Raw genomic sequence first — 19,180 nt, forward strand, 5'->3', positions numbered from 1 at the left:
AAGGAAAAAATGGAGTTGTAGTTATGCCAGCACCTTCATGCGAACAAAGCAGAAGAGTTGAAGAAACTTTAGTAATTAGTGTGCAAATTAATTGGTATAATTAACTAATAAAATATTTCTCTTGTTTTCTTTGTGAAGGGACAACAAAACGGGGGCGATTTTGGAGCAGGGCAGTTGCTTTTTTCTAATGAAACAGTATTGTTCAATAAGAGGATTAAATAGGTGAGGAGGTATTTAATATTGAAAGAATTTATTGGTACATTTTTGGCTTGTATTGTTATTTGCTGGATTTTTGCATTTTTCTTCCTCGGTCTTATTGTAGAAAATATTTGGGCTTTAATTATTTTTATTTCATTCCTGTTAGCGGTGTTAATCACAATTGTTATAAAACAGGAAACCAGAATTGAAGAATTAGAAAAGAAAGTAGAAAAGTTATTAAATAACAATCTGGATTAAGAAATTTCTTTATTAGTGGCTCATAGGAAAATTTATTCTTAAATAGGAGGGGCCCCGTTTCAGTTGAAGATGTTAACAAAGCAATAAGAGAAATTAAGAATAAAAAATGGAATGAGGGAATCTTATGGAACAATGGCTTGATGTTGAAACACTAATCTGGCTATTTCCAATAATGTTTGTTCTCCATGATTTTGAAGAAATTATTATGATTGAAAAGTGGATTAAAAGGAATTCAAGTGTAATTTATGAGAAAGTGCCTAGAAAAGTTGCAGATCGAGTCATCAAACAATTTTCAATGTCAACGGCACAATTCTCAGTCGCAGTATTGGTTATTTTTGTATTTGTTAGCAGTTCCACTTATATGGCAAGTCAATATATAAGTCATGCTCCATTGGGCAATATCAATTTCTTTACAGTTGTTCTATTAATTTTCTTTCTTCATGCATTTACTCATATTGGTCAGTCTATTTTTCTTCGTTCAATTACTCCAGGTGTAATAACATCAATCGTTATCATATTACCTTATAGTACAATATTGTTTAACTCATTAATTAAAAATCAAGTTATAACTTGGTATACTATATATGTCAGCTTACCTTTTATCCTTTTAATCTTTCCTATCGTATTTTTTGCGCATTGGTTAGGAAAAAAAGTGATATAAAAAATGTACATCCTTATTTTCTACGTTATTCAGGCTTCTTTTTGTGGTACCTGGTACTAAGTTAAATGACAGTCTTACATAATAATGTAAGGCTGTTTTTGTCATTCGTAAAATAATTTATCCCGCATTAATGAGGTATAACCTCCTACTAATGAAATTTTCACACTATTAAATAAGTTTAGAAATTCAGTGAATTTTTTTTGTGAAAAACCTTGACTTTGTAGTTAGGTACTACGTTTATTATAAGTGTAAGGAGAGTGGTCAATATGAGTTTAACGAGAGCCGAAGTTGCAAAACAGGCGAAGATAAATACTGAAACGATTAGATACTATTTAAAAAGAGGCCTTATTTCTGAGCCGCCTCGAACAGAGTCTGGGTATCGGCTATATCCGATTGAAACTGTACAACGAATTGCTTTTATTAAAAGGTCTCAAGAATTAGGATTTACTTTAGAAGAAATAAAGGATTTATTACAAATTTCTGATGAGAGAAGTTGTCATGATGCATTGGAAGTACAACAAATGACGGATAAAAAAATCGAGGAAATTAATAAGAAAATTGAGGATCTGAAAAAGATGAAAGCTGCATTAGAAACACTTTCCACTCAATGTCCAGGTGAGGGTTTTTCAATCCATGAATGTCCGATCATAAAAAGTTTAGCAGGAGAATAAAGGAGTGATTAATGATGAAGATGATCTTTTCAGTCAAAGGGATGACCTGTGCCTCTTGTGTTAATCGCGTTGAAAAAGTCATCAGTAAAATCAATGGTGTCCATTCGGTCAATGTTAATTTAGCTTCAAACCAGGCCCAAGTAGACGTTGATCCAAGCTTAGTTACCTCAAAGCAAATCGTTGAGAGGATTGAAAAGCTTGGTTATGACGCAAAAAATATGGATGAGGCTGAAAAGAAAGAACGTAAATTACTATTTTCGGTAAAAGGAATGACTTGTTCTTCTTGTGTTAATCGCGTCGAGAAAATCATTTCGAAAGTTGCCGGTGTAAGCTCAGTCACGGTTAATCTAGCAGCCAATCAAGCGCAAGTGATGACTCATGATCCAAACCTTGATCCACAAAAAATTATTGAAGCAGTTGAACGATTAGGCTATGACACATCGTTACTAAGTACTGATGATAAAGAGAGTAAAATAGATCATACGGATAATGAACAAGATACGAGAAAATTAAAAAAAGATTTTACGTATAGTGCCGTTGTCACAACGATTGTCTTAATTGGCAGTATACCTCACATGATGGAAGGGTGGGGAACTTGGGTACCTGCTTTCCTTTCAGCTCCATTCTTTCTGTTACTTTTAACAAGTTATGTCCAGTTAGTGCCGGGTTGGAGATTTTATCGTAATAGTTATAAAGTGTTAAAAAATAAATCAGCGGATATGAACGTACTAGTGGCAATGGGGACGACATCGGCTTGGGTATATAGTATAGCAATGACGTTATTTCCAGTCACCTTAACGGAGATGGGCTTTCCGTATCAATTGTACTATGATGTAACAACCGTCATTACAACGCTTATCTTATTAGGCCGTTATTTCGAAGCAAAAGCAAAAGGGAAAACATCGACTGCGATCAAGAAATTAATGAGTCTCCAGGCGAAAACAGCGAGAGTGATTAGAAATGGAAAAGAGCTTGAAATCCCTGTCGATCAAGTAGTCATCAATGACGATATTATCGTTAGACCTGGTGAACGTATCCCGGTAGACGGGATTGTCGTCAAAGGAAAATCTGCCGTTGATGAATCGATGCTAACCGGCGAATCGATTCCTGTGGAAAAAACAGTAGGGAATGAAGTCATCGGTGCTACAATCAATAAATCAGGCAGTTTTACGTTTAGGGCTACTAAAGTTGGAAAAGAGACCGCCTTGGCACAAATTATCCGCATGGTGAATGAAGCCCAAGGGTCAAAGGCACCGATTCAACGTGTGGTCGATCTTATCTCAGCTTATTTCGTCCCAGCAGTGGTTATTATTGCAACACTATCATTTATCGTTTGGTATTTTGTCGGACCAGAACCTTCAACGATTTTTGCATTGACAACATTTATTGCGGTTTTAATTATCGCTTGCCCTTGTGCACTAGGCCTGGCGACTCCAACAGCGATTATGGTCGGAACAGAAAAAGGTGCTGAAAATGGTGTGTTAATTAAAGATGCAACAAGTTTAGAGCTTGCTCATAAAACAAATACGGTTGTATTGGATAAAACCGGAACGATAACAGAGGGGAAACCAAAGCTTACGGATATTTTTTCAACTGGAATCGTCTCAGAAGATGAACTATTAAAAATAGTTGCATCTGTAGAAACTGCTTCAGAACACCCACTTGGTGAAGCGATTGTTCATGCAGCTAAAGAAAAAGGATTACAATTGGATGAAGTGACCACATTCGAAGCAATTGTTGGTTATGGAATTTTGGCAACTGTCGGTGACCATGAGGTCTTAGTCGGAAATATAAAGCTAATGGAGAAATATCGCATAAACGTTGAACAATTAATAGATAAGACAGAGCAATTAGCTGATCAAGGAAAAACACCAATGTATGCCGCGATTAATGGGAAATTTGCAGGTGTGATTGCGGTTGCCGATACGTTAAAAAAGAATACCGTTCAAGCAGTTCAAGCGCTCAAGGCAATGGGTCTTGAGGTTATTATGCTGACTGGTGATCATAAGCGTACGGCCCAAGCGATTGCTAAAGAGGCGGGAATTGATCATTTCATTGCGGAAGTATTACCTGAGCATAAAGCAGAACAGGTTGAAAAGCTGCAGAAAGAAGGGAAAGTGGTGGCAATGGTAGGCGACGGAATTAACGATGCCCCAGCTCTGGCCCAAGCAGATCTTGGAATTGCTTTAGGTACAGGGACAGATGTCGCGATCGAAACAGCAAACATCACCCTCATGCGTGGTGATATCATTGGCGTAGTCACTGCCCTTAAGCTATCAAAAGCAACAATGAGAATGATTTGGCAAAATCTCGGATGGGCTTTCGGCTATAATGTCGTGTTGATCCCAGTAGCTGCCGGGTTACTATTTCCATTATTCGGTATCCTTTTAAATCCAATGTTAGCTGGAGCCGCAATGGCATTTAGTTCAGTATCCGTTATTTTAAATACACTTAGGTTAAGGAAATTTAAAACGGATATTGTATAAAATAGTAACTGGTACCACTTGTCTAACTTAGTAACGAGCCTTTCTAGCAATGGAAAGGCTCTTTTGTAATTAAAGATTTTTAAGAAGTAGAGCTAATTCTTAGGATGAGCTACTTATGATAATATTAAAGTGATTGAGAAAATTTACACTATAATGCAATTTTTTAGAAAAGAGGGTGGAAACATGAAGGCAATTCAAGTTACACAATTTGGTGGACCAGAGAAATTAGTTTATACAGACGTTGAGGATGTAGCAGCAGAAAAGGGAGAGGTATGTGTTCGTTTATATGCGTCAGGTGTCAATCCGAGTGATACGTACACATTAACAGGTACATATGCATTCAGTATTCCTCAGCTGCCATATACCCCAGGCTTAGACGGAGCAGGGATTGTCGAGGCAATTGGAGAAGGAGTCACAAATGTTCGTGTTGGTGATCGTGTATTTGTTGCGTCCACCATGGGGCGGAAAAGTACAGGCACATATGCACAAAAAATAGTATGTGATGCAACTTTGGTTCATCCATTACCAGAGGGTGTATCTTTTGAACAAGGTGCGGCATTAGGAGTACCGGCATTGACCGCCTATCGTGCATTATTTCAGCGTGCCCATTTGAAACCTGGTCAAACGGTATTGGTTCATGGAGCCAGTGGCGGGGTTGGATTACAGGTTGTGCAAATGGCGAAATCACAAGGTGCAAAAGTAATTGGAACAGCAAGTAAGCCAGAAGGCAAGAAAATGGTTCAGCAAGCTGGAGCAGATGTTGTCATTGATCATGTGACAGAAGAAATGATTGAAGATGTACTTGCTTTAACAGATGGCAATGGACCTGATATAATTATTGAGTTTTTGGCAAATATAAATTTAGAAACAGATTTAAAGCTCATTGCCTCATTTGGTAAAATCGTCATTATTGGAAACCGTGGTTCAATCGAAATCAATCCACGTCTTGCCATGCAAAAAGAATGTGATATTTTAGCAACAGCTCTTTGGAACGCATCAAAAGAGGAATATGAACAAAGCATTCATGGTGTAATTGGCATGCTGACAAGTGGTGCACTTCGGCCGATTATTGGAACAACCTTGCCGCTCGAACAAGCGTCGCAAGCCTTTGAACAGGTAACAAAAGGGTCAGGAAATGGTAAACTTGTTTTAGCAATTGATTAATTTTAGTAATGAAAAGGCATCTATCTAGAAAGAATATAAAGGAGAACGTTTCTACAATCGTAGAGACGTTTTTTGCTATAGGGCAGCAGTAGTGGGCCGTTCGTTTATATGCTATAGTTAGTAGGCCTTTGAAATACGAGAATGAATAGAAGAAAAGAGACGTGATTACCCTTGCCTGATTTTTTACAACTTGGTATCCGAAAAGAAATTAACCATTCATTAAAGTCATTAGGAATTGTATCGCCTACTTCAATCCAGGAGAGAACGATACCAACTGTACTTGAGGGAAAGGATGTGATTGCCCAAGCACAAACGGGTACTGGAAAAACATTGGCTTTTGTTCTTCCGATACTTGAAAGAATCGATGTTGGTAAACCGGATGTTCAAGCACTTATTTTGACACCTACACGAGAATTGGCACAGCAAATTTCAAAAGAAATAAAGAAATTAATGGAGAACCTAGACGGTGTCAAAGTGTTAGCAATATACGGCGGTCAGGATGTTACTAGTCAATTAAAAAAGTTAAAAGGTGCGCAACATATCATTGTTGCAACACCCGGCCGGTTATTGGATCATATTCACCGCGAAACAATTGATCTTTCAACTGTTCAAATGTTTGTACTGGATGAGGCTGATCAAATGTTACATATGGGTTTTCTTCCAGAAGTAGAGAACATTATTTATGAAACACTTTCGACTCGGCAAACGATGCTGTTCTCCGCGACAATGCCAGACGAAATCCGATCTCTTGCTAAAAAATATATGGTCAAGCCAGAGATCATTGAAGAAAGAGCCCAAAAAATAACGGTTGAAGAAATTAAACAAATTGCGGTTGAAACAACGGACCGCAGGAAACAGGCAACATTATTGCATTTGATCGATGAACAGCGTCCTTTTCTAGCAATTATTTTCTGTCGCACAAAAGTTCGTGCCAGTAAGCTTAACGAAGTACTGATCACGAATGGGTATAAGTCAGACGAGCTTCATAGTGATGTACCACAATCCAAACGCCAAAAAGCAATGAAACGGTTCCGAGAGGCAAAAACCCAGTTTTTAGTTGCCACGGATGTTGCAGCAAGAGGACTCGATGTAGAAGGTGTGACACACGTTTTTAACTATGATATACCACAAGATGTCGAGAGCTATGTTCACCGGATTGGACGAACAGGACGGGCTGGTGACGACGGTTTTGCCTACACATTCGTTGCTCCTAAGGATCTGGAGTTCTTACACATGATTGAAAAAGGGATTCATCGTACACTGGAAAAACTAGCAATTAGAGGGGTTAGTATTCCTGATCGTGATGATTATGAAAGAGAACGAAATGAGCAAATGAAGAAAACAAAATTTCAAAAAGATAGGGGCAGAAAACATGGAAAAAATCGAAATTGGTGAAGTGTTCACAATTAGTGATGAGAACAATGATGAGCAGGAAATGGAAGTTATAGCAACGATGACATTAAAAGGGACAGAATATGTTGCTGTCGGTTTTCATGAAGACTTGAAGCAAGAGACTGAGGAAGATGTCGATGTTTTCTTTTTGAAGGTAGACGAAGATGGCACATTCTCTGCAATCGAAAGTGACGAAGAATTTGACGAGGTTTCTGCGGAGTTCGATAGGCTAATGGATGAGGAAGAAGAAGCAGATAAAGAGTAAGGTAGCGGGGATGTCATTTATAAGACATCCCCATCCTGTTGCTTTTTTACATCGCGTATTTAAATTTTTATTTTTCTTGTTGACATAGGAAACGAAACCATTATATAATTATCTCGAATTCGAGATGAATTGGAGAAGAGAATCTTGCTCCAATAATCAAACAATGTATAGGATACATGCACTTGCTATTTTCTATTTTTTTAAGTTGTTGTCTCGAATTCGCAATATATTAATTGGTGATATTATCGAAAGAGAGGTGACGTAATGTAATGTATTGCTAATATCATCACTAGTATAGGACATTATTTTTTTGTAAAATATTTCGAGTTAGAGAATACTTAATTAAAAGCATGTAAAAAAATGTTTTGTTTGTTCAAATAATTAGAGAAAAAACAGGAGGAGAGAAGATTATGTTAAACAAAAATGAAATTGGAACTTTTATATTACGCGTTGTGCTAGGGGTCATTTTTTTAGCTCATGGTGCTGCAAAATTCCAAGGCGGGATTGAAAATATAGTAGGATGGTTTGATAGTATTGGTTTACCTGGAGGATTTGCTTATGTCGTAGCCATCGTTGAACTTGTTGGTGGAATTGCGTTGATCCTCGGTTTGGGTACACGGATAGTATCTGGATTATTAGTGTTATTATTGCTTGGTGCGATTTTTAAAGTGCAATTAGCAGTTGGGTTTTTAGGTGGATATGCTTATGATCTTGCGTTACTTGTTATCGCTGTTCACTTAGCAATCAATGGCAGTAAGTTATATTCTCTTGGTCAGCTTTTCTTTAAAGAGAAAGATAACAAAAATTCATTGATAAAGTCAGCTTAATTATCTCGAAATAGAGAATAATTAAGATGAGATAGTTGGATTATTTCGAAACTATTTTATAATTACACAATTGGATAAACTGAAGAAGTAGGTGGATTGGTGTGGGATTCTTTGATAAATTATTTGGAAATAAAAAGGAGATGGATGTTATGTCAAACATTAAAGTAGCAGTAATCTATTACAGCATGGGTGGAACAAACTATCAATTAGCAAAGTGGGCTGAAGAAGGCGCGAAGGAAAATGGTGCAGAGGTGAAGGTGTTAAAAGTACCTGAACTAGCTCCACAATCAGTAATCGATGCTAATGAAGGCTGGAAGGCACATGTTGAAGCAACGAAGGATGTACCTGAAGTCACATTGGATGATCTTGAGTGGGCAGATGCGATTATCTTTAGTGTCCCAACACGTTTTGGTAACATGCCAGCGCAAATGAAACAATTCTTAGATACAACAGGTGGATTATGGTTCAATGGTAAGCTAGTGAATAAAGTAGTTAGTGCCATGACTTCTGCACAAAATGCTCACGGTGGTCAAGAAGCAACGATTCTTTCTCTGTATACAACAATGCATCACTGGGGCGCAATTGTTGCATCACCAGGTTACACAGATCCAGTTCAATTTACTTCAGGTGGTAACCCTTATGGAGTAAGTGTAACAGTCAGTCAAGATGGAAAAATGATTGAAGACGTTCAGGATGCTGTGAAATACCAAGCGAAGCGCACGGTTACAGTAGCTGAATGGGTGAAAAAAGGAAATCAATAAGAAGACTATAGGGGATGTCTCATAATTAACAGCTCACCTCGGACGTTTACAAAATCTAGAGGTTACATCACGAATTTACTTCTGGATTTTGTGATTAAGGTGACTGTTACTTGCTTGAGACATCCCTTTTGATATACACAAAAGGAGTAGATACACAGCCACTTTATGTATAATAAAAACAATTTCAAAAAATTCATATCACTTAATAATTAAGTGATATGAATTGAGTCATTTACTATAGTTATTATTCTCCCCCGCTAGCTGCAGTTGTACCTAGGTTTCCAAGTGCACCAAGAATTCTTTGCAGTACACCAAGTAATCGTTGAACTTGAGCTTCAGTTAGGTCTCCTTGAGAACTTAATCTTACACATGGCAATTCTAATTGAAGTTCAATTCCTAGAAGTACAATATCAATTGGACATGGGATTCCTATACATAAGATCTCATCTCCCATACAACAACTTTCAGGACAAACGTTATTATTATCATTTCCCATCTTAGCTTCCCTCCTTTCCGTTAAGCTAATTCCATTTATATGAAATACGTATTTAATTGCTTGTATACTATCCCAAATGTTAACGAACTTATGAAAAGGGGTAAAAAGGCTTACCTTATGACTATTCCAAGCTAATATAGATTACATATAATGAAATATTGAAAGTCAATTTGAGACAGGAGGTATATGTTTTTGAACGATGATAGTAGACAAATGGTAGATAAAAAGGATTACCTAGAAGTAAATTTAGACGATAAAATGGTAAAACGTATATATACAATTGGTATATTAGTCTCCAAAACAAATAAGAGGTTAAAGAAATCCCTTGATAGTATCTTAGATTTAATGAAGTACTGTAAAAACGATCAGGTTTGCGTTTTCTCCTTAAAAGGTATAAACAGAGAAAAACAAATCATTCATGGCTATGTATATTGCACATATCAAAAAGTCTGGAAACCATCAACATTTAAGGTGCCGGATGCTATCATTAATCGAATTTCACTTACCGATGAATGGGAAACTTTTTTTAAGAAAATGATAGGTTGCAAAATGATAAACAATTTTACTTTTAGTAAATGGGAAATGTATAAATGGCTATCAGGCAACGCAAAGTTAGGTAAGTATTTACCAGTAACAAGATTAATTTGTGATCCTAAAGATATTATTGATTTTTTAGAACAGCACGAAGGAGGTTATATTAAGCCTAATAGGGGAAGTTATGGTAGGGGAATTATTAAAGTGTGGAAGCACGAAAATTACTATAAAGTTGATAGTAGGGAAAATAAGGAGCAAAAAGTTTCTTTAAATATGAATCTTGAAGAGTTAAAGACATATTTTGTGAAATTATGTAAAAAGAGAAATTATATTATTCAACAAGTAATTGATCTATACATCGCTTATCGCCCAATTGATTTTAGATTGATTCTAGTAAAGGATGGGTCAGGGGAGTGGAAGGATGCAGGTTTGATTGCTCGAAAAGGTAAAAAAAACGAGATAGTAAGTAATACAGGTTTAGTGAAAAGTGGAAATACAGCGTTACAAAACTTATTGTTAATGCGCCGACATGAAGCGATTGAATGTAGAAAGAAGATGACTGAAATCTCCTTAGAAGCTGTTAAAGAGATGGAAAAGTATGGAGGGGTAAATGGTAATTTGGGGAATTTGGGAATTGATCTGGGGATTGATAAGAATCGAAATCTATGGATTATTGAAATAAACCACCGAAATCCAAGACATCAAATGGCTGTTGATGCAGGTGATAGCGGAATATATTTTAATGCAATAAAACTAATGATGGATTATGCAAACACCTTAGCTCATGAACCTAAGGATGAACATAATTAAATTTTACTAATTTTATTGAAATGTGAATCCCGTAGGCTATTCGTCTATTTAGGCTGTACAACTTTTTCATATGCTAAGAAGAGGTGTATTGAAAAGGAGGTGCAGTCTTGAATATTAAATGGATTTCAACAAATGAAGTAGACAAGATTTATTTTCCGAAGAAATTCCCAAGCCCGGAGTTAATTTCTGTTGAGACAATTCGTTTTCACTTTGGGTCTTGGAGCAGAGATCTATCTGTGAAATTTACTGAAGATCTTCCTGAGGATACAATAGGGTTTTCCAAAAATATAAAAGATGATGTCTTCATTCCAGACGATCTTTTTTATGAGATTAATATTTTAGACGATCAAGTAAGTCTTGGTCCAGTTATTTTGTATTTAGTTTCAAATCGTCTTATTGTAGAACGATTAGATAAATTAAAAGAACGAATTGAAAATTATATTCCTTTAACTGGCCTGATATTTCTCAGTACGGTGTCAGGAATTAATACTGAAAAACAAACGATTAAAGGGTATTATTTTCAACCGAGAACAACTATGAAGGAAGCAAATTGGAAAGAAGGAACCTTTCGCTACCCAGGGGCAATCTTTAAGAGGGTTCCTGTTCCGGTTGATATAGGTGAACATTTATTTCAAATGACCAATGGACGTATCTTTAACTCTAATCATTTTAATAAATGGAAAATGTGGGAATGGATAGCACCCGACACTTTTATCCGAAACCATCTGCCGTATACTCAAGAATTAAATACACTGAACCAAATCTATCATTTCTTAGATAGGTATCAATCGGTTTATTTAAAACCTAAAAATGGGTCTGGGGGAAAAGGGATCATCCATGTTCATTCTGATGGACAATTATATCAGATAACTGAAAATACTAATAAAATAACAATGGTAGAAAAGTTAGATCAGCATCCTGAAATTAATAGTATTTTCAAGAGTGAAAATCAATATATTATTCAGCAAGGAGTTCCTTTAATCCATGAATCGAGAAATGTAGATTTTCGTATTTACATGCAAAAAGACGAAACACAACAATGGAAGTGTTCAGGTTTGATTGCCAGGTTTGCTAAACCGGGCAGCGTTACTACTAATTTGCAAAATCTTGATTATTTAAGACAAGGCAAAGAGGCTTTAAAGGAGCTTTTTGAATTAGATCAAGATAAGGTAGAACAATTAGAACAAAAGATTGTAAACATTTGTATTCACGCATGTGAGCTGCTTGATCCACATGGTTGTTTTGGGGACATTGCAATTGATTTTATTCTTGATCATCATTTACATGTTTGGATATTGGAAATGAATAAACGGTATGGATATAAGAGTTTTTCTATCATATCTGATTTGGAGCTATATCGAAATATTATACGAAACCCATTTCTTTATGCTCGTGCATTAGCTGGTTTCCCTCATGTTTTAGGAAAGTAAACAAATTAGAAGAATGTAAGAGTTTATGTAATCAAGATAATGAAATTCGTAAAAACAAAAACTGATTATTCATGTTCGCAGGTAGGTACCATTTATCATGATCATCGATAAAGTTTCCTACCTGCGTTTTTTTCAGTTGTAAATCGGTTAAAGTGATATTTTTGTTCAGTGATTGTCTTTGAAAAAAGTTGTTTTTTTGTTTTTAAAATGATAGGTGATTGGGCATGGTATTGAAATTATTAAGAATGGGTTTTCAATACATTTGTCTTTTTTTTGATTTGGTTTGGTTGGACATGCATTTTGGTTAGTTCGAGTCACACACATTCTCGGAAGTTTTCTTAGAACTAGTCTTCTCGGTCGGCGATATACTTGTTTGGTAGAACATACTTTTATTCTCCTCATATAAACTCCTCCATATAATCTTTATATATTACTTTATGAATTCCAAATTATTTTGTATGGGAACATGCTTTATTATGAAAAAGATAATTTTTAAGACAAGTAATACCTATACCTTTTATTCTATTAATACATAAGATATAAGAAGGGGCTGTCTGATTTCAGTAACACATTCTTCATCCGCCCATATACTATAAAAAAATAGGCAGTTCTTTACAATTGACACAAAAGGAGGGGGAAACATTGGCTACTGTTCAAAAAAGTGTAGATTCTTCCAGCTTAGCTGAAATAATTGACAAAATTTTAGATAAAGGTGTTGTTATTGATGTCTTTGCAAGAGTCTCATTAGTCGGAATAGAACTACTTGCCATTGAAGCACGTGTAGTTATTGCAAGTGTAGACACATGGCTGCGTTACGCTGAAGCGGTCGGATTGCTTAAGGAAGAAGAACCCAGTAGTGCCTAAATGTTAATAAAGGGCCAAGGCGATCGTCTGCCTTGGTTTACTATTTGAAAGGGTGTAGTTATGGAAGTTGTTGAGGTTTTAGAGGAAGTTAAAAAGTTCTTCAGCGAACATTTATCACCTATACACAAAATCATATCGATAGAAACAACTGATAATGGCTGGGATGTTTTTGTTGAAGTTATTGAAGAAAGTGATTATATGAAATCTCATGCTAAAGATCAAATCGTTGGCACTTATCATATTCAATTAAATCAAAGTATGAAAATTATAGCCTTTAAACGACAAGGCTTACGTCAGCGGAGCTCGATACCAAAAGACTAGTTCTACTGCGTTCGAAGACGATATCCGAAACATAATGAATAAGATTCGGGGGTGGAGTAGTGAAAAGTAAAGGAGTAGGGATTTATACATTTTGTTCAATACAAACTCAAGTACCTTTAACATTCGGTACAGTTCAATTTGAAAATAAAGAAACAAACATTTATACCATCCATTACAAGGATATTGCTATGGTTGTTGCTCAAGTGCCCCTAAAAATTTATACTCCCAAAAAAGAAAATCTTCTTGCACATCAAACGGTCACTTCCTCAGTTATGAAAGAACATTCGGTAATTCCAATAAATTTTGGAAATGTGTTTAAAACGGACGAAGATGTGAAGGTTTTATTAAAAAAGCTGTACGCACAGTTTAAACAAATTTTTCCACAAATTGAAAATAAAATTGAGGTCGGCTTGAAACTAATAGGTAAAAAAGATTGGCTTAAAAATGAGCTCGAGAAAAATTCAAGTATTTTAAAAGTAAAGCAAGAGATTGAGACGAAATCTAAAGATGCCGCTTTCTATGATCGAATTAAACTAGGCGAGCTGACAAGAGATTCTTTACGATCCCTTGAAGAAAAGATTATACAGGATATCTTTTCACCATTAGCCAAATTAGCGGTAGCATCAAAACAAAATGATCTTGTAAATGAAAGAATGCTTTTAAATGCCGCATTTTTAATTGAATGTGATAAAGAAGCTGAGTTTGATCAGAAGGTTAATGATTGTTTTAAAAAGTGGGGCGATAAGATTGATTTTAAATACTCAGGACCATGGCCTCCATATAACTTTATAAATATTAAAGTAAAAGTGGAGGGATAGAACATGCTGCATAAGCTTTTTACTCTTCCCTTCAGAGCAGTCATAAAAGTCGGAGAAATAATTAAAGAGGAAGTAGATCAGGAGTTATATGATATTGACTTTATTCAGCAACAGCTGATTCAATTACAAATGCTTTTAGAGATGGACGAAATCACAGAGGAAGATTACCAAAAGAGAGAAGAGGATCTACTCGTACGTTACGAAATTGCAAAGGAACGAGAACAGGAATTATGGGATGACTTAGAATAGGAGGACTTTCGATATGTCAACAAGTAATGTGAAGGATGAGCCTATTTATGTTTATGCTTTAGTTCCAACAAAAGAAAAGGATAGTATACCTGTTTTCGAAGAGCAAGGGATAGATGATCAGAATCAAATTTTCATTCAAGAATTTGGCGAATTTACAGCAATTGCTAGTAAATTAAACGCTTATGAATATTCAAAAGAACGTTTGGAGCAATATGCTCAAGATCCAAGTTGGCTCCAAAAAAATGCTACACACCATCATGATATTATCTCAAGAGTTCATACTCACTGTACGGTATTCCCTTTGAAATTTTGTACAATTTACTCTAATCCAGCAGCAATACAGGAAGAATTAAATAAGAAAGAGGAGGATATTTCTCGCTTATTCTCCCTGTTTAAGAATCGAGCAGGCTGGAATATCAAAATCTACTGTCATAAAAAGACGTTAATAAATTATATGAAAAATAATAATAGTACTCTTCAGGAAATGAAACAAAAATTAGATAGTATGTCGCCCGGAAAGCAGTTTCTAATGAGGAAAAAATTTGATTTGCAGCTAGAACAAATCGTTAATGAGGAAATCGAGGTTTTGACGAATAAGATAAAAGAACAATTAATGAGGAATTCAGATTACTATGCATCTAAGAAAATATGGAACAGGCAAATAACCAATAAAACGGAGGATATGGTTAGTAATGGGGTTTATTTAATTACGAATGGCGATGTTCTTCAAAAATTTCAGTTAGATCTTGAACAGATTCAGAGGGATTCAGAAGAGTTCGGTTTTTTAATAGAATGTACGGGACCATGGCCTCCATATGATTTTTTAGACGTGTAGGGTGAGGATAACATATGGATAAATTACGACTAAGTCATAATAAGGACGTTAGTTTACTAGATATTCTGGATGCTGTACTGGAAAAAGGCGTTACAATCAGTGGAGAATTATTAATATCAGTTGCTAATATAGATCTTGTGTATGTAGATTTGCGTTTACTTGTTACTTCAGTTGAATCTATGAATAACCGTAAAGAAATACATGACAGCTAATATGAAAACACATAGTAATCATGGAGGTATCATTATGTTTGACACACCTCATTATCCGAATGAAAAACTCAATTTCAACTCAGAAAACATAGAGCATGGATTGGCGAAACTAGTCTTAACAGTTATTGAATTACTAAGACAGCTTGTTGAGCGGCAAGCATTAAGACGAGTGGAAGGGGGAACTCTTTCAGATCAAGAAATAGAAGAACTTGGCTTCACATTAATGAAACTAGAAGAGAAGATGGAGGAAATAAAATCTGCCTTTAACTTAGAGGGAGAAGATCTCAATATCGATCTAGGGCCACTTGGGAATTTGCTTTAATTAAGGGGGAACAACAATGTCCATCCAACATGCTTCTGAATCAAGTAACATCTTAGAAATTCTAGAAAAGATTTTAGATAAAGGAGTTGTGATCGCCGGTGATATTAAAATATCGTTGGCGGATGTAGAACTACTTACGATTAAAATTCGATTAATTGTTGCCTCTGTGGATAAAGCAAAAGAGATAGGTTTAGATTGGTGGGAAAGTGATCCATATTTATCAACGAAAGCGAAATCACTGGAGGCGGAAAATCGTCTTCTTAAAGAAGAAGTAGAAAAACTGAAGGTGGGTGATCGGAATGAGGGACCTATTAAAGATGATTAAATCTGATTTAAAATATATAGTAGATGATCTTTTACAGCATGGTAAATCTATATCTGCTGGAGAGATCAAAGATGAAAGGAATGGATTTCATAGTCAGTACATGATTAAAGCGAAAATTGGATTAGATGAGGATAGCCAAAAAACAGATTAAGCCTTCTTTTAGGAAGGTTTTTTTATATTTAAATATTAGCCCTTTCGTTATGACCGTTCCTTACATAGTTTATATAGTGCAATTACTCGTATTTTTAGTTGCTATAATTTACAAGGAGGTTTTTACGATGAATAAAAAAGTGACAGTTTATTCCAAGGACGGTTGTTATTATTGTGTAATGGTAAAAAAATATTTAGATAAGCATGGTATTGATTATAATGTGATTGATGTAAGCAAACATCTTGAAGAGAAGGAAAAAATGATAGAAGCAACAGGGAATAAAGGAGTACCGCAATTAAAGATAGGTGAAGAATGGGTCGTCGGATTTAACGCAAGAAAGATATGGGAGAAACTTGATGGATAAAAAGATAATTATAACAAGGAAGGGATTATTTAAAATATCGTATAGTATAGTTTTATGGCATTATGGTTTTTACATGTAAAAAAGCTGAAAATATACAAGAAATGATTAACAACTTGCATGGTTTCAGCTTTTTATAATTTTTGGACATTAAACAAAATCGCCCGATTGTAGAAACTTCTGGAATTTTTATTTTCCAAGAAACGACTAAACTCGAAAGCCTACATTATTAGATTCTTGTTCTGAGTCCCAAATTCGTTTTTTATTATTTTTGTTGTCTGATTGTAGTTCAGAACATAATAAATCTATGTTAACTTTTCGATCATAGTGCCATTGTAAAGCAATAGAGGTATATAGTTCATTTAGTTGAGCAAAGGAGAACCCTTTTGTTTCCCTAACTACTTTTTCTATATTTTCTGATGAAATGAATTGATCAATTTCTTTTTTCAGTAAATACCTATAACGTAAATCTTCTGTCGGTAGTTTTATTTCATAGGCTCTATCAAATCGACCGGCACGATTAATAAGTGCGGGGTCAATTTTTTCTGGATAGTTAGTAGTGCCTATTAGAAATATTCCTTCTTTTGAAGTTGCGCCATCTAGCGTATTTAAAAAGACAGAGCGCACATCTTCTGGCATTGAGTCAATATCTTCAATGACTAATACCATCGGAGCCATTTTAGCTACTGTTGAAAACACTTCATGAATAGAATAGCTTGATGTAAATTCTGTGATTTGCCAATAAGCTACCGGATCCATAATACTATTTGCAATAGATTTAACGAGTGTTGTTTTTCCATTACCAGGTTTCCCGTATAGAAGAATTCCTCTTTTATAAGGGATATTATATGTTTTAAAAAAACTTCCACTTTTGGAGAAAAATTCATCAATAGACCGATAAATTTCCTTTTTTAAATTTTCTTCTAAGAAAACTTCATCCCTAGTTACCATTGTAGTGATTTTTTCTTTTTTGCTGTCAACACCATCTTCAGTATCGGTAAATACAGTAACGTGATTTCTAATATACTCTCTCTTTCGGACCAAGATATAATCAAGGAATTCAACCATACAGTTATTATCTTTTGCTAGAATAAAATCATGGTTCATTTCGCTGTGACTTTGGAATATAGGTGTTCGTACTAATGCTACGTTATAATTTGGATAGTAATAAAGGCTATTAGTTATTCTAGGCTTAATGAGTAACTCTAGTTTTTCTTGGGTGTGATTAGACGAGATCGTAGAAGTTTCTATTCCATCAAATATATATGAAATTAAATTTACTTCATTTTTGTTACTCTGAAGATCTTCCTCTAATATTTCCCAGATTTCATTTGTTGTTTCTTCATCTGCATACATCTTAAATTCAAAGCCAAACTCTTGAAACAATTTCTTTTTAATACTATTGATAACAAAACCATACTCATAGTAGTTTGGAAGTGTGTTAGGATCAATTTCATGAAACTTAATAATATGACTTACTTTTTCCATCTTGTATCCTTTCTACAACAGGTTATTATATTTTTTAACTACATTTTACATCAAAATAGTTTCGTTAGAATAGCTGTAAAAATATCCATGAAGACCACGCTCTGACCATTAAGTAGAATGATTCTATCTGTCACACTAGTTGATTTTAAGGGCGCAATTTGTTGTATCAATGATTTAAATCACTCTTCACGCTTCCCATCACACAGCTGTTTAAAGTTACAGCTGTTGCATCTGTAGGAGAAGGTTTCTTCATACTCGTCTTCTGCTAATGGTTTATTTATTGAAGGCTGTGCTAAAAATCTGCGCATTGCTTCTGTACTATCGGAAATTAAATTTCTGGCTTCAATGAGATCATCTTCGCATAATGTATAGTCTTTTGTTTCCCCAGATTGTAGGTATTCGTTTCTAATGATGATATTATCGAGCGTTATTTTGTACTTATCAATTAAATATAATACGTATAATGCAAGCTGGTCACGATCAGTTTTATTTTGTTTTCCTGTTTTCCAGTCAACGATTATCCATTTGTCAGATTCTCTTTCACGATACAAAAAATCGAGAACAACATATACTTTAACACCATCGAAATAAACTGTTTTAAGTTCCTCTGCTTCGATTACATGAATGTTTTCGTCTGTAATGATTGTGTTATAGCTTTTAGATGATAGTAAGTTTTTAATGCAAACATCAATTTTTTGTTTAATGTTTTCAACGTCACTTTGTTCAAGTTTATTATAATAGTAAATTTCATGTAACATCTGAAACTTCTTCGGTTTCATCATCCAATCATCTACATGCTTTTTTGAATGAATAAAAGCTAGATTAAGTCGATCTTTAACCTGTTGTATTAATTCCTGCTCAGATGCTAACGTTTCACCAGCTAAATAAGCTTTTAATTGTGAGTGGATAATATCATGAATCACCTCCCCTAGAGCAATTGGGAGATTCTTTATATTTTTCAGACGATATGCTAGTTTATTTTCTTCAGCAGCCTGGAATAACCAGCCGTTATGTGAGAGGTAATAATGATAGTAGTATTTTTTCTTGCATTCCATAAAAGTCCGGTGTCTTGAATTAGACCAAGAAAACTCGGGATATTGTCGTATTTCAAACATCATAACACCTCATTATTTTGCGACCTATATTAATAGATGCGTAGTCTAGTAGAATTCTTGTCGGTTTTAACTTTAAAGTAGACAAGCTAATTAATCAAGGATTGGAGAAAAATTAAAAATTCTTGTCATATTAGTTTGGTTTTCACCCGTATAAGGCTTTATGTAA

At 35.0% G+C, this 19,180-nt stretch carries 24 protein-coding genes; 21 read left to right on the forward strand and 3 right to left on the reverse strand.

The features are described 5' to 3' along the window. Positions 1-240: 240 nt before the first annotated feature. The 9 genes from ACJ2A9_RS00380 (at position 241) to wrbA (ending at position 8,683) form a co-directional block, all read left to right on the forward strand. Complete coding sequence (locus tag ACJ2A9_RS00380) at positions 241-456, forward strand: hypothetical protein (protein WP_441419619.1); 216 nt, start codon at positions 241-243, stop codon at positions 454-456. 124 nt (positions 457-580) lie between these two features. Further along, a complete protein-coding gene (locus ACJ2A9_RS00385) occupies positions 581-1,117 on the forward strand; it encodes an HXXEE domain-containing protein (RefSeq protein WP_441419620.1) in 537 nt (178 codons plus the stop codon). 266 nt (positions 1,118-1,383) lie between these two features. Beyond that, on the forward strand, positions 1,384-1,788 hold the full coding sequence (locus ACJ2A9_RS00390; RefSeq protein WP_441419621.1) for a MerR family transcriptional regulator: 405 nt from the start codon (positions 1,384-1,386) through the stop codon (positions 1,786-1,788). Positions 1,789-1,799: 11 nt separating this feature from the next. Next, positions 1,800-4,274, forward strand: a complete 2,475-nt coding sequence (locus ACJ2A9_RS00395) for a heavy metal translocating P-type ATPase (protein ID WP_441419622.1) — start codon at positions 1,800-1,802, stop codon at positions 4,272-4,274. A 183-nt stretch (positions 4,275-4,457) separates the two neighbouring features. Next, positions 4,458-5,438: an NADPH:quinone reductase gene (locus ACJ2A9_RS00400; RefSeq protein WP_441419623.1), complete on the forward strand. Its 981-nt coding sequence runs from the start codon at positions 4,458-4,460 to the stop codon at positions 5,436-5,438. A gap of 171 nt (positions 5,439-5,609) precedes the next feature. Next, positions 5,610-6,833 (forward strand): DEAD/DEAH box helicase, encoded by a 1,224-nt coding sequence (locus ACJ2A9_RS00405; protein ID WP_441419624.1) that lies wholly within the window; start codon positions 5,610-5,612, stop codon positions 6,831-6,833. Further along, positions 6,811-7,095: a DUF1292 domain-containing protein gene (locus ACJ2A9_RS00410; protein WP_441419625.1), complete on the forward strand. Its 285-nt coding sequence runs from the start codon at positions 6,811-6,813 to the stop codon at positions 7,093-7,095. The genes ACJ2A9_RS00405 and ACJ2A9_RS00410 overlap by 23 nt, the downstream gene beginning before the upstream one ends. 410 nt (positions 7,096-7,505) lie before the next feature. After that, positions 7,506-7,922, forward strand: coding sequence for a DoxX family protein (locus ACJ2A9_RS00415; RefSeq protein ID WP_441419626.1), 417 nt, complete (start codon positions 7,506-7,508; stop codon positions 7,920-7,922). A 149-nt stretch (positions 7,923-8,071) separates the two neighbouring features. After that, positions 8,072-8,683 carry an NAD(P)H:quinone oxidoreductase gene (gene wrbA / locus ACJ2A9_RS00420; protein ID WP_441419627.1) on the forward strand — a complete coding sequence of 204 codons (612 nt, stop codon included), beginning with the start codon at positions 8,072-8,074 and terminating at the stop codon, positions 8,681-8,683. Between the two features lie 244 nt (positions 8,684-8,927). Here wrbA and ACJ2A9_RS00425 read toward each other — a convergent pair whose 3' ends face one another. Then, positions 8,928-9,179, reverse strand: a complete 252-nt coding sequence (locus ACJ2A9_RS00425) for a hypothetical protein (RefSeq protein WP_441419628.1) — start codon at positions 9,177-9,179, stop codon at positions 8,928-8,930. 192 nt (positions 9,180-9,371) lie between these two features. Between ACJ2A9_RS00425 and ACJ2A9_RS00430 the strand changes: the two genes are divergently transcribed. The 12 genes from ACJ2A9_RS00430 to ACJ2A9_RS00485 all read left to right on the forward strand — a co-directional run bounded on the left by ACJ2A9_RS00430 (position 9,372) and on the right by ACJ2A9_RS00485 (position 16,414). Next, positions 9,372-10,523, forward strand: a complete 1,152-nt coding sequence (locus ACJ2A9_RS00430; protein WP_441419629.1) for a YheC/YheD family endospore coat-associated protein — start codon at positions 9,372-9,374, stop codon at positions 10,521-10,523. A 107-nt stretch (positions 10,524-10,630) separates the two neighbouring features. Beyond that, a complete protein-coding gene (locus tag ACJ2A9_RS00435; RefSeq protein WP_441419630.1) occupies positions 10,631-11,953 on the forward strand; it encodes a YheC/YheD family endospore coat-associated protein in 1,323 nt (440 codons plus the stop codon). 642 nt (positions 11,954-12,595) lie between these two features. Further along, entirely contained in the window at positions 12,596-12,817 is a 222-nt protein-coding gene (gene gvpJ / locus ACJ2A9_RS00440; protein WP_441419631.1) for a gas vesicle protein GvpJ, read from the forward strand. 60 nt (positions 12,818-12,877) lie between these two features. Next, positions 12,878-13,138, forward strand: coding sequence for a gas vesicle protein GvpO (gene gvpO, locus ACJ2A9_RS00445; protein WP_441419632.1), 261 nt, complete (start codon positions 12,878-12,880; stop codon positions 13,136-13,138). Between the two features lie 59 nt (positions 13,139-13,197). Beyond that, on the forward strand, positions 13,198-13,956 hold the full coding sequence (locus tag ACJ2A9_RS00450; protein ID WP_441419633.1) for a GvpL/GvpF family gas vesicle protein: 759 nt from the start codon (positions 13,198-13,200) through the stop codon (positions 13,954-13,956). Positions 13,957-13,959: 3 nt separating this feature from the next. Next, a complete protein-coding gene (locus ACJ2A9_RS00455) occupies positions 13,960-14,205 on the forward strand; it encodes a gas vesicle protein GvpG (RefSeq protein WP_441419634.1) in 246 nt (81 codons plus the stop codon). Positions 14,206-14,218: 13 nt separating this feature from the next. Further along, positions 14,219-15,040, forward strand: a complete 822-nt coding sequence (locus tag ACJ2A9_RS00460) for a GvpL/GvpF family gas vesicle protein (RefSeq protein ID WP_441419635.1) — start codon at positions 14,219-14,221, stop codon at positions 15,038-15,040. Positions 15,041-15,054: 14 nt separating this feature from the next. Continuing rightward, positions 15,055-15,252 (forward strand): gas vesicle protein, encoded by a 198-nt coding sequence (locus ACJ2A9_RS00465; RefSeq protein WP_441419636.1) that lies wholly within the window; start codon positions 15,055-15,057, stop codon positions 15,250-15,252. Positions 15,253-15,286: 34 nt separating this feature from the next. Then, entirely contained in the window at positions 15,287-15,574 is a 288-nt protein-coding gene (locus ACJ2A9_RS00470) for a gas vesicle protein K (RefSeq protein WP_441419637.1), read from the forward strand. 16 nt (positions 15,575-15,590) lie between these two features. Beyond that, on the forward strand, positions 15,591-15,899 hold the full coding sequence (locus ACJ2A9_RS00475) for a gas vesicle protein (RefSeq protein WP_441419638.1): 309 nt from the start codon (positions 15,591-15,593) through the stop codon (positions 15,897-15,899). Beyond that, positions 15,874-16,050, forward strand: coding sequence for a hypothetical protein (locus ACJ2A9_RS00480; RefSeq protein ID WP_441419639.1), 177 nt, complete (start codon positions 15,874-15,876; stop codon positions 16,048-16,050). The genes ACJ2A9_RS00475 and ACJ2A9_RS00480 overlap by 26 nt, the downstream gene beginning before the upstream one ends. Positions 16,051-16,177: 127 nt before the next feature. After that, positions 16,178-16,414 (forward strand): glutaredoxin family protein, encoded by a 237-nt coding sequence (locus ACJ2A9_RS00485; RefSeq protein ID WP_441419640.1) that lies wholly within the window; start codon positions 16,178-16,180, stop codon positions 16,412-16,414. Positions 16,415-16,618: 204 nt separating this feature from the next. Here ACJ2A9_RS00485 and ACJ2A9_RS00490 read toward each other — a convergent pair whose 3' ends face one another. Together ACJ2A9_RS00490 and ACJ2A9_RS00495 are read right to left on the reverse strand one after the other, a co-directional pair. Then, positions 16,619-17,899, reverse strand: coding sequence for an ATP-binding protein (locus ACJ2A9_RS00490; protein ID WP_441419641.1), 1,281 nt, complete (start codon positions 17,897-17,899; stop codon positions 16,619-16,621). A gap of 179 nt (positions 17,900-18,078) precedes the next feature. After that, the gene (locus tag ACJ2A9_RS00495; protein WP_441419642.1) at positions 18,079-19,014 is read right to left on the reverse strand and encodes a PD-(D/E)XK nuclease family protein; all 936 of its coding nucleotides are present in this window, start codon (positions 19,012-19,014) and stop codon (positions 18,079-18,081) included. Positions 19,015-19,180 lie beyond the last annotated feature (166 nt).

The organism is Anaerobacillus sp. MEB173 (assembly GCF_052119505.1).
Taxonomy (GTDB): domain Bacteria; phylum Bacillota; class Bacilli; order Bacillales; family JBJMAU01; genus JBJMAU01.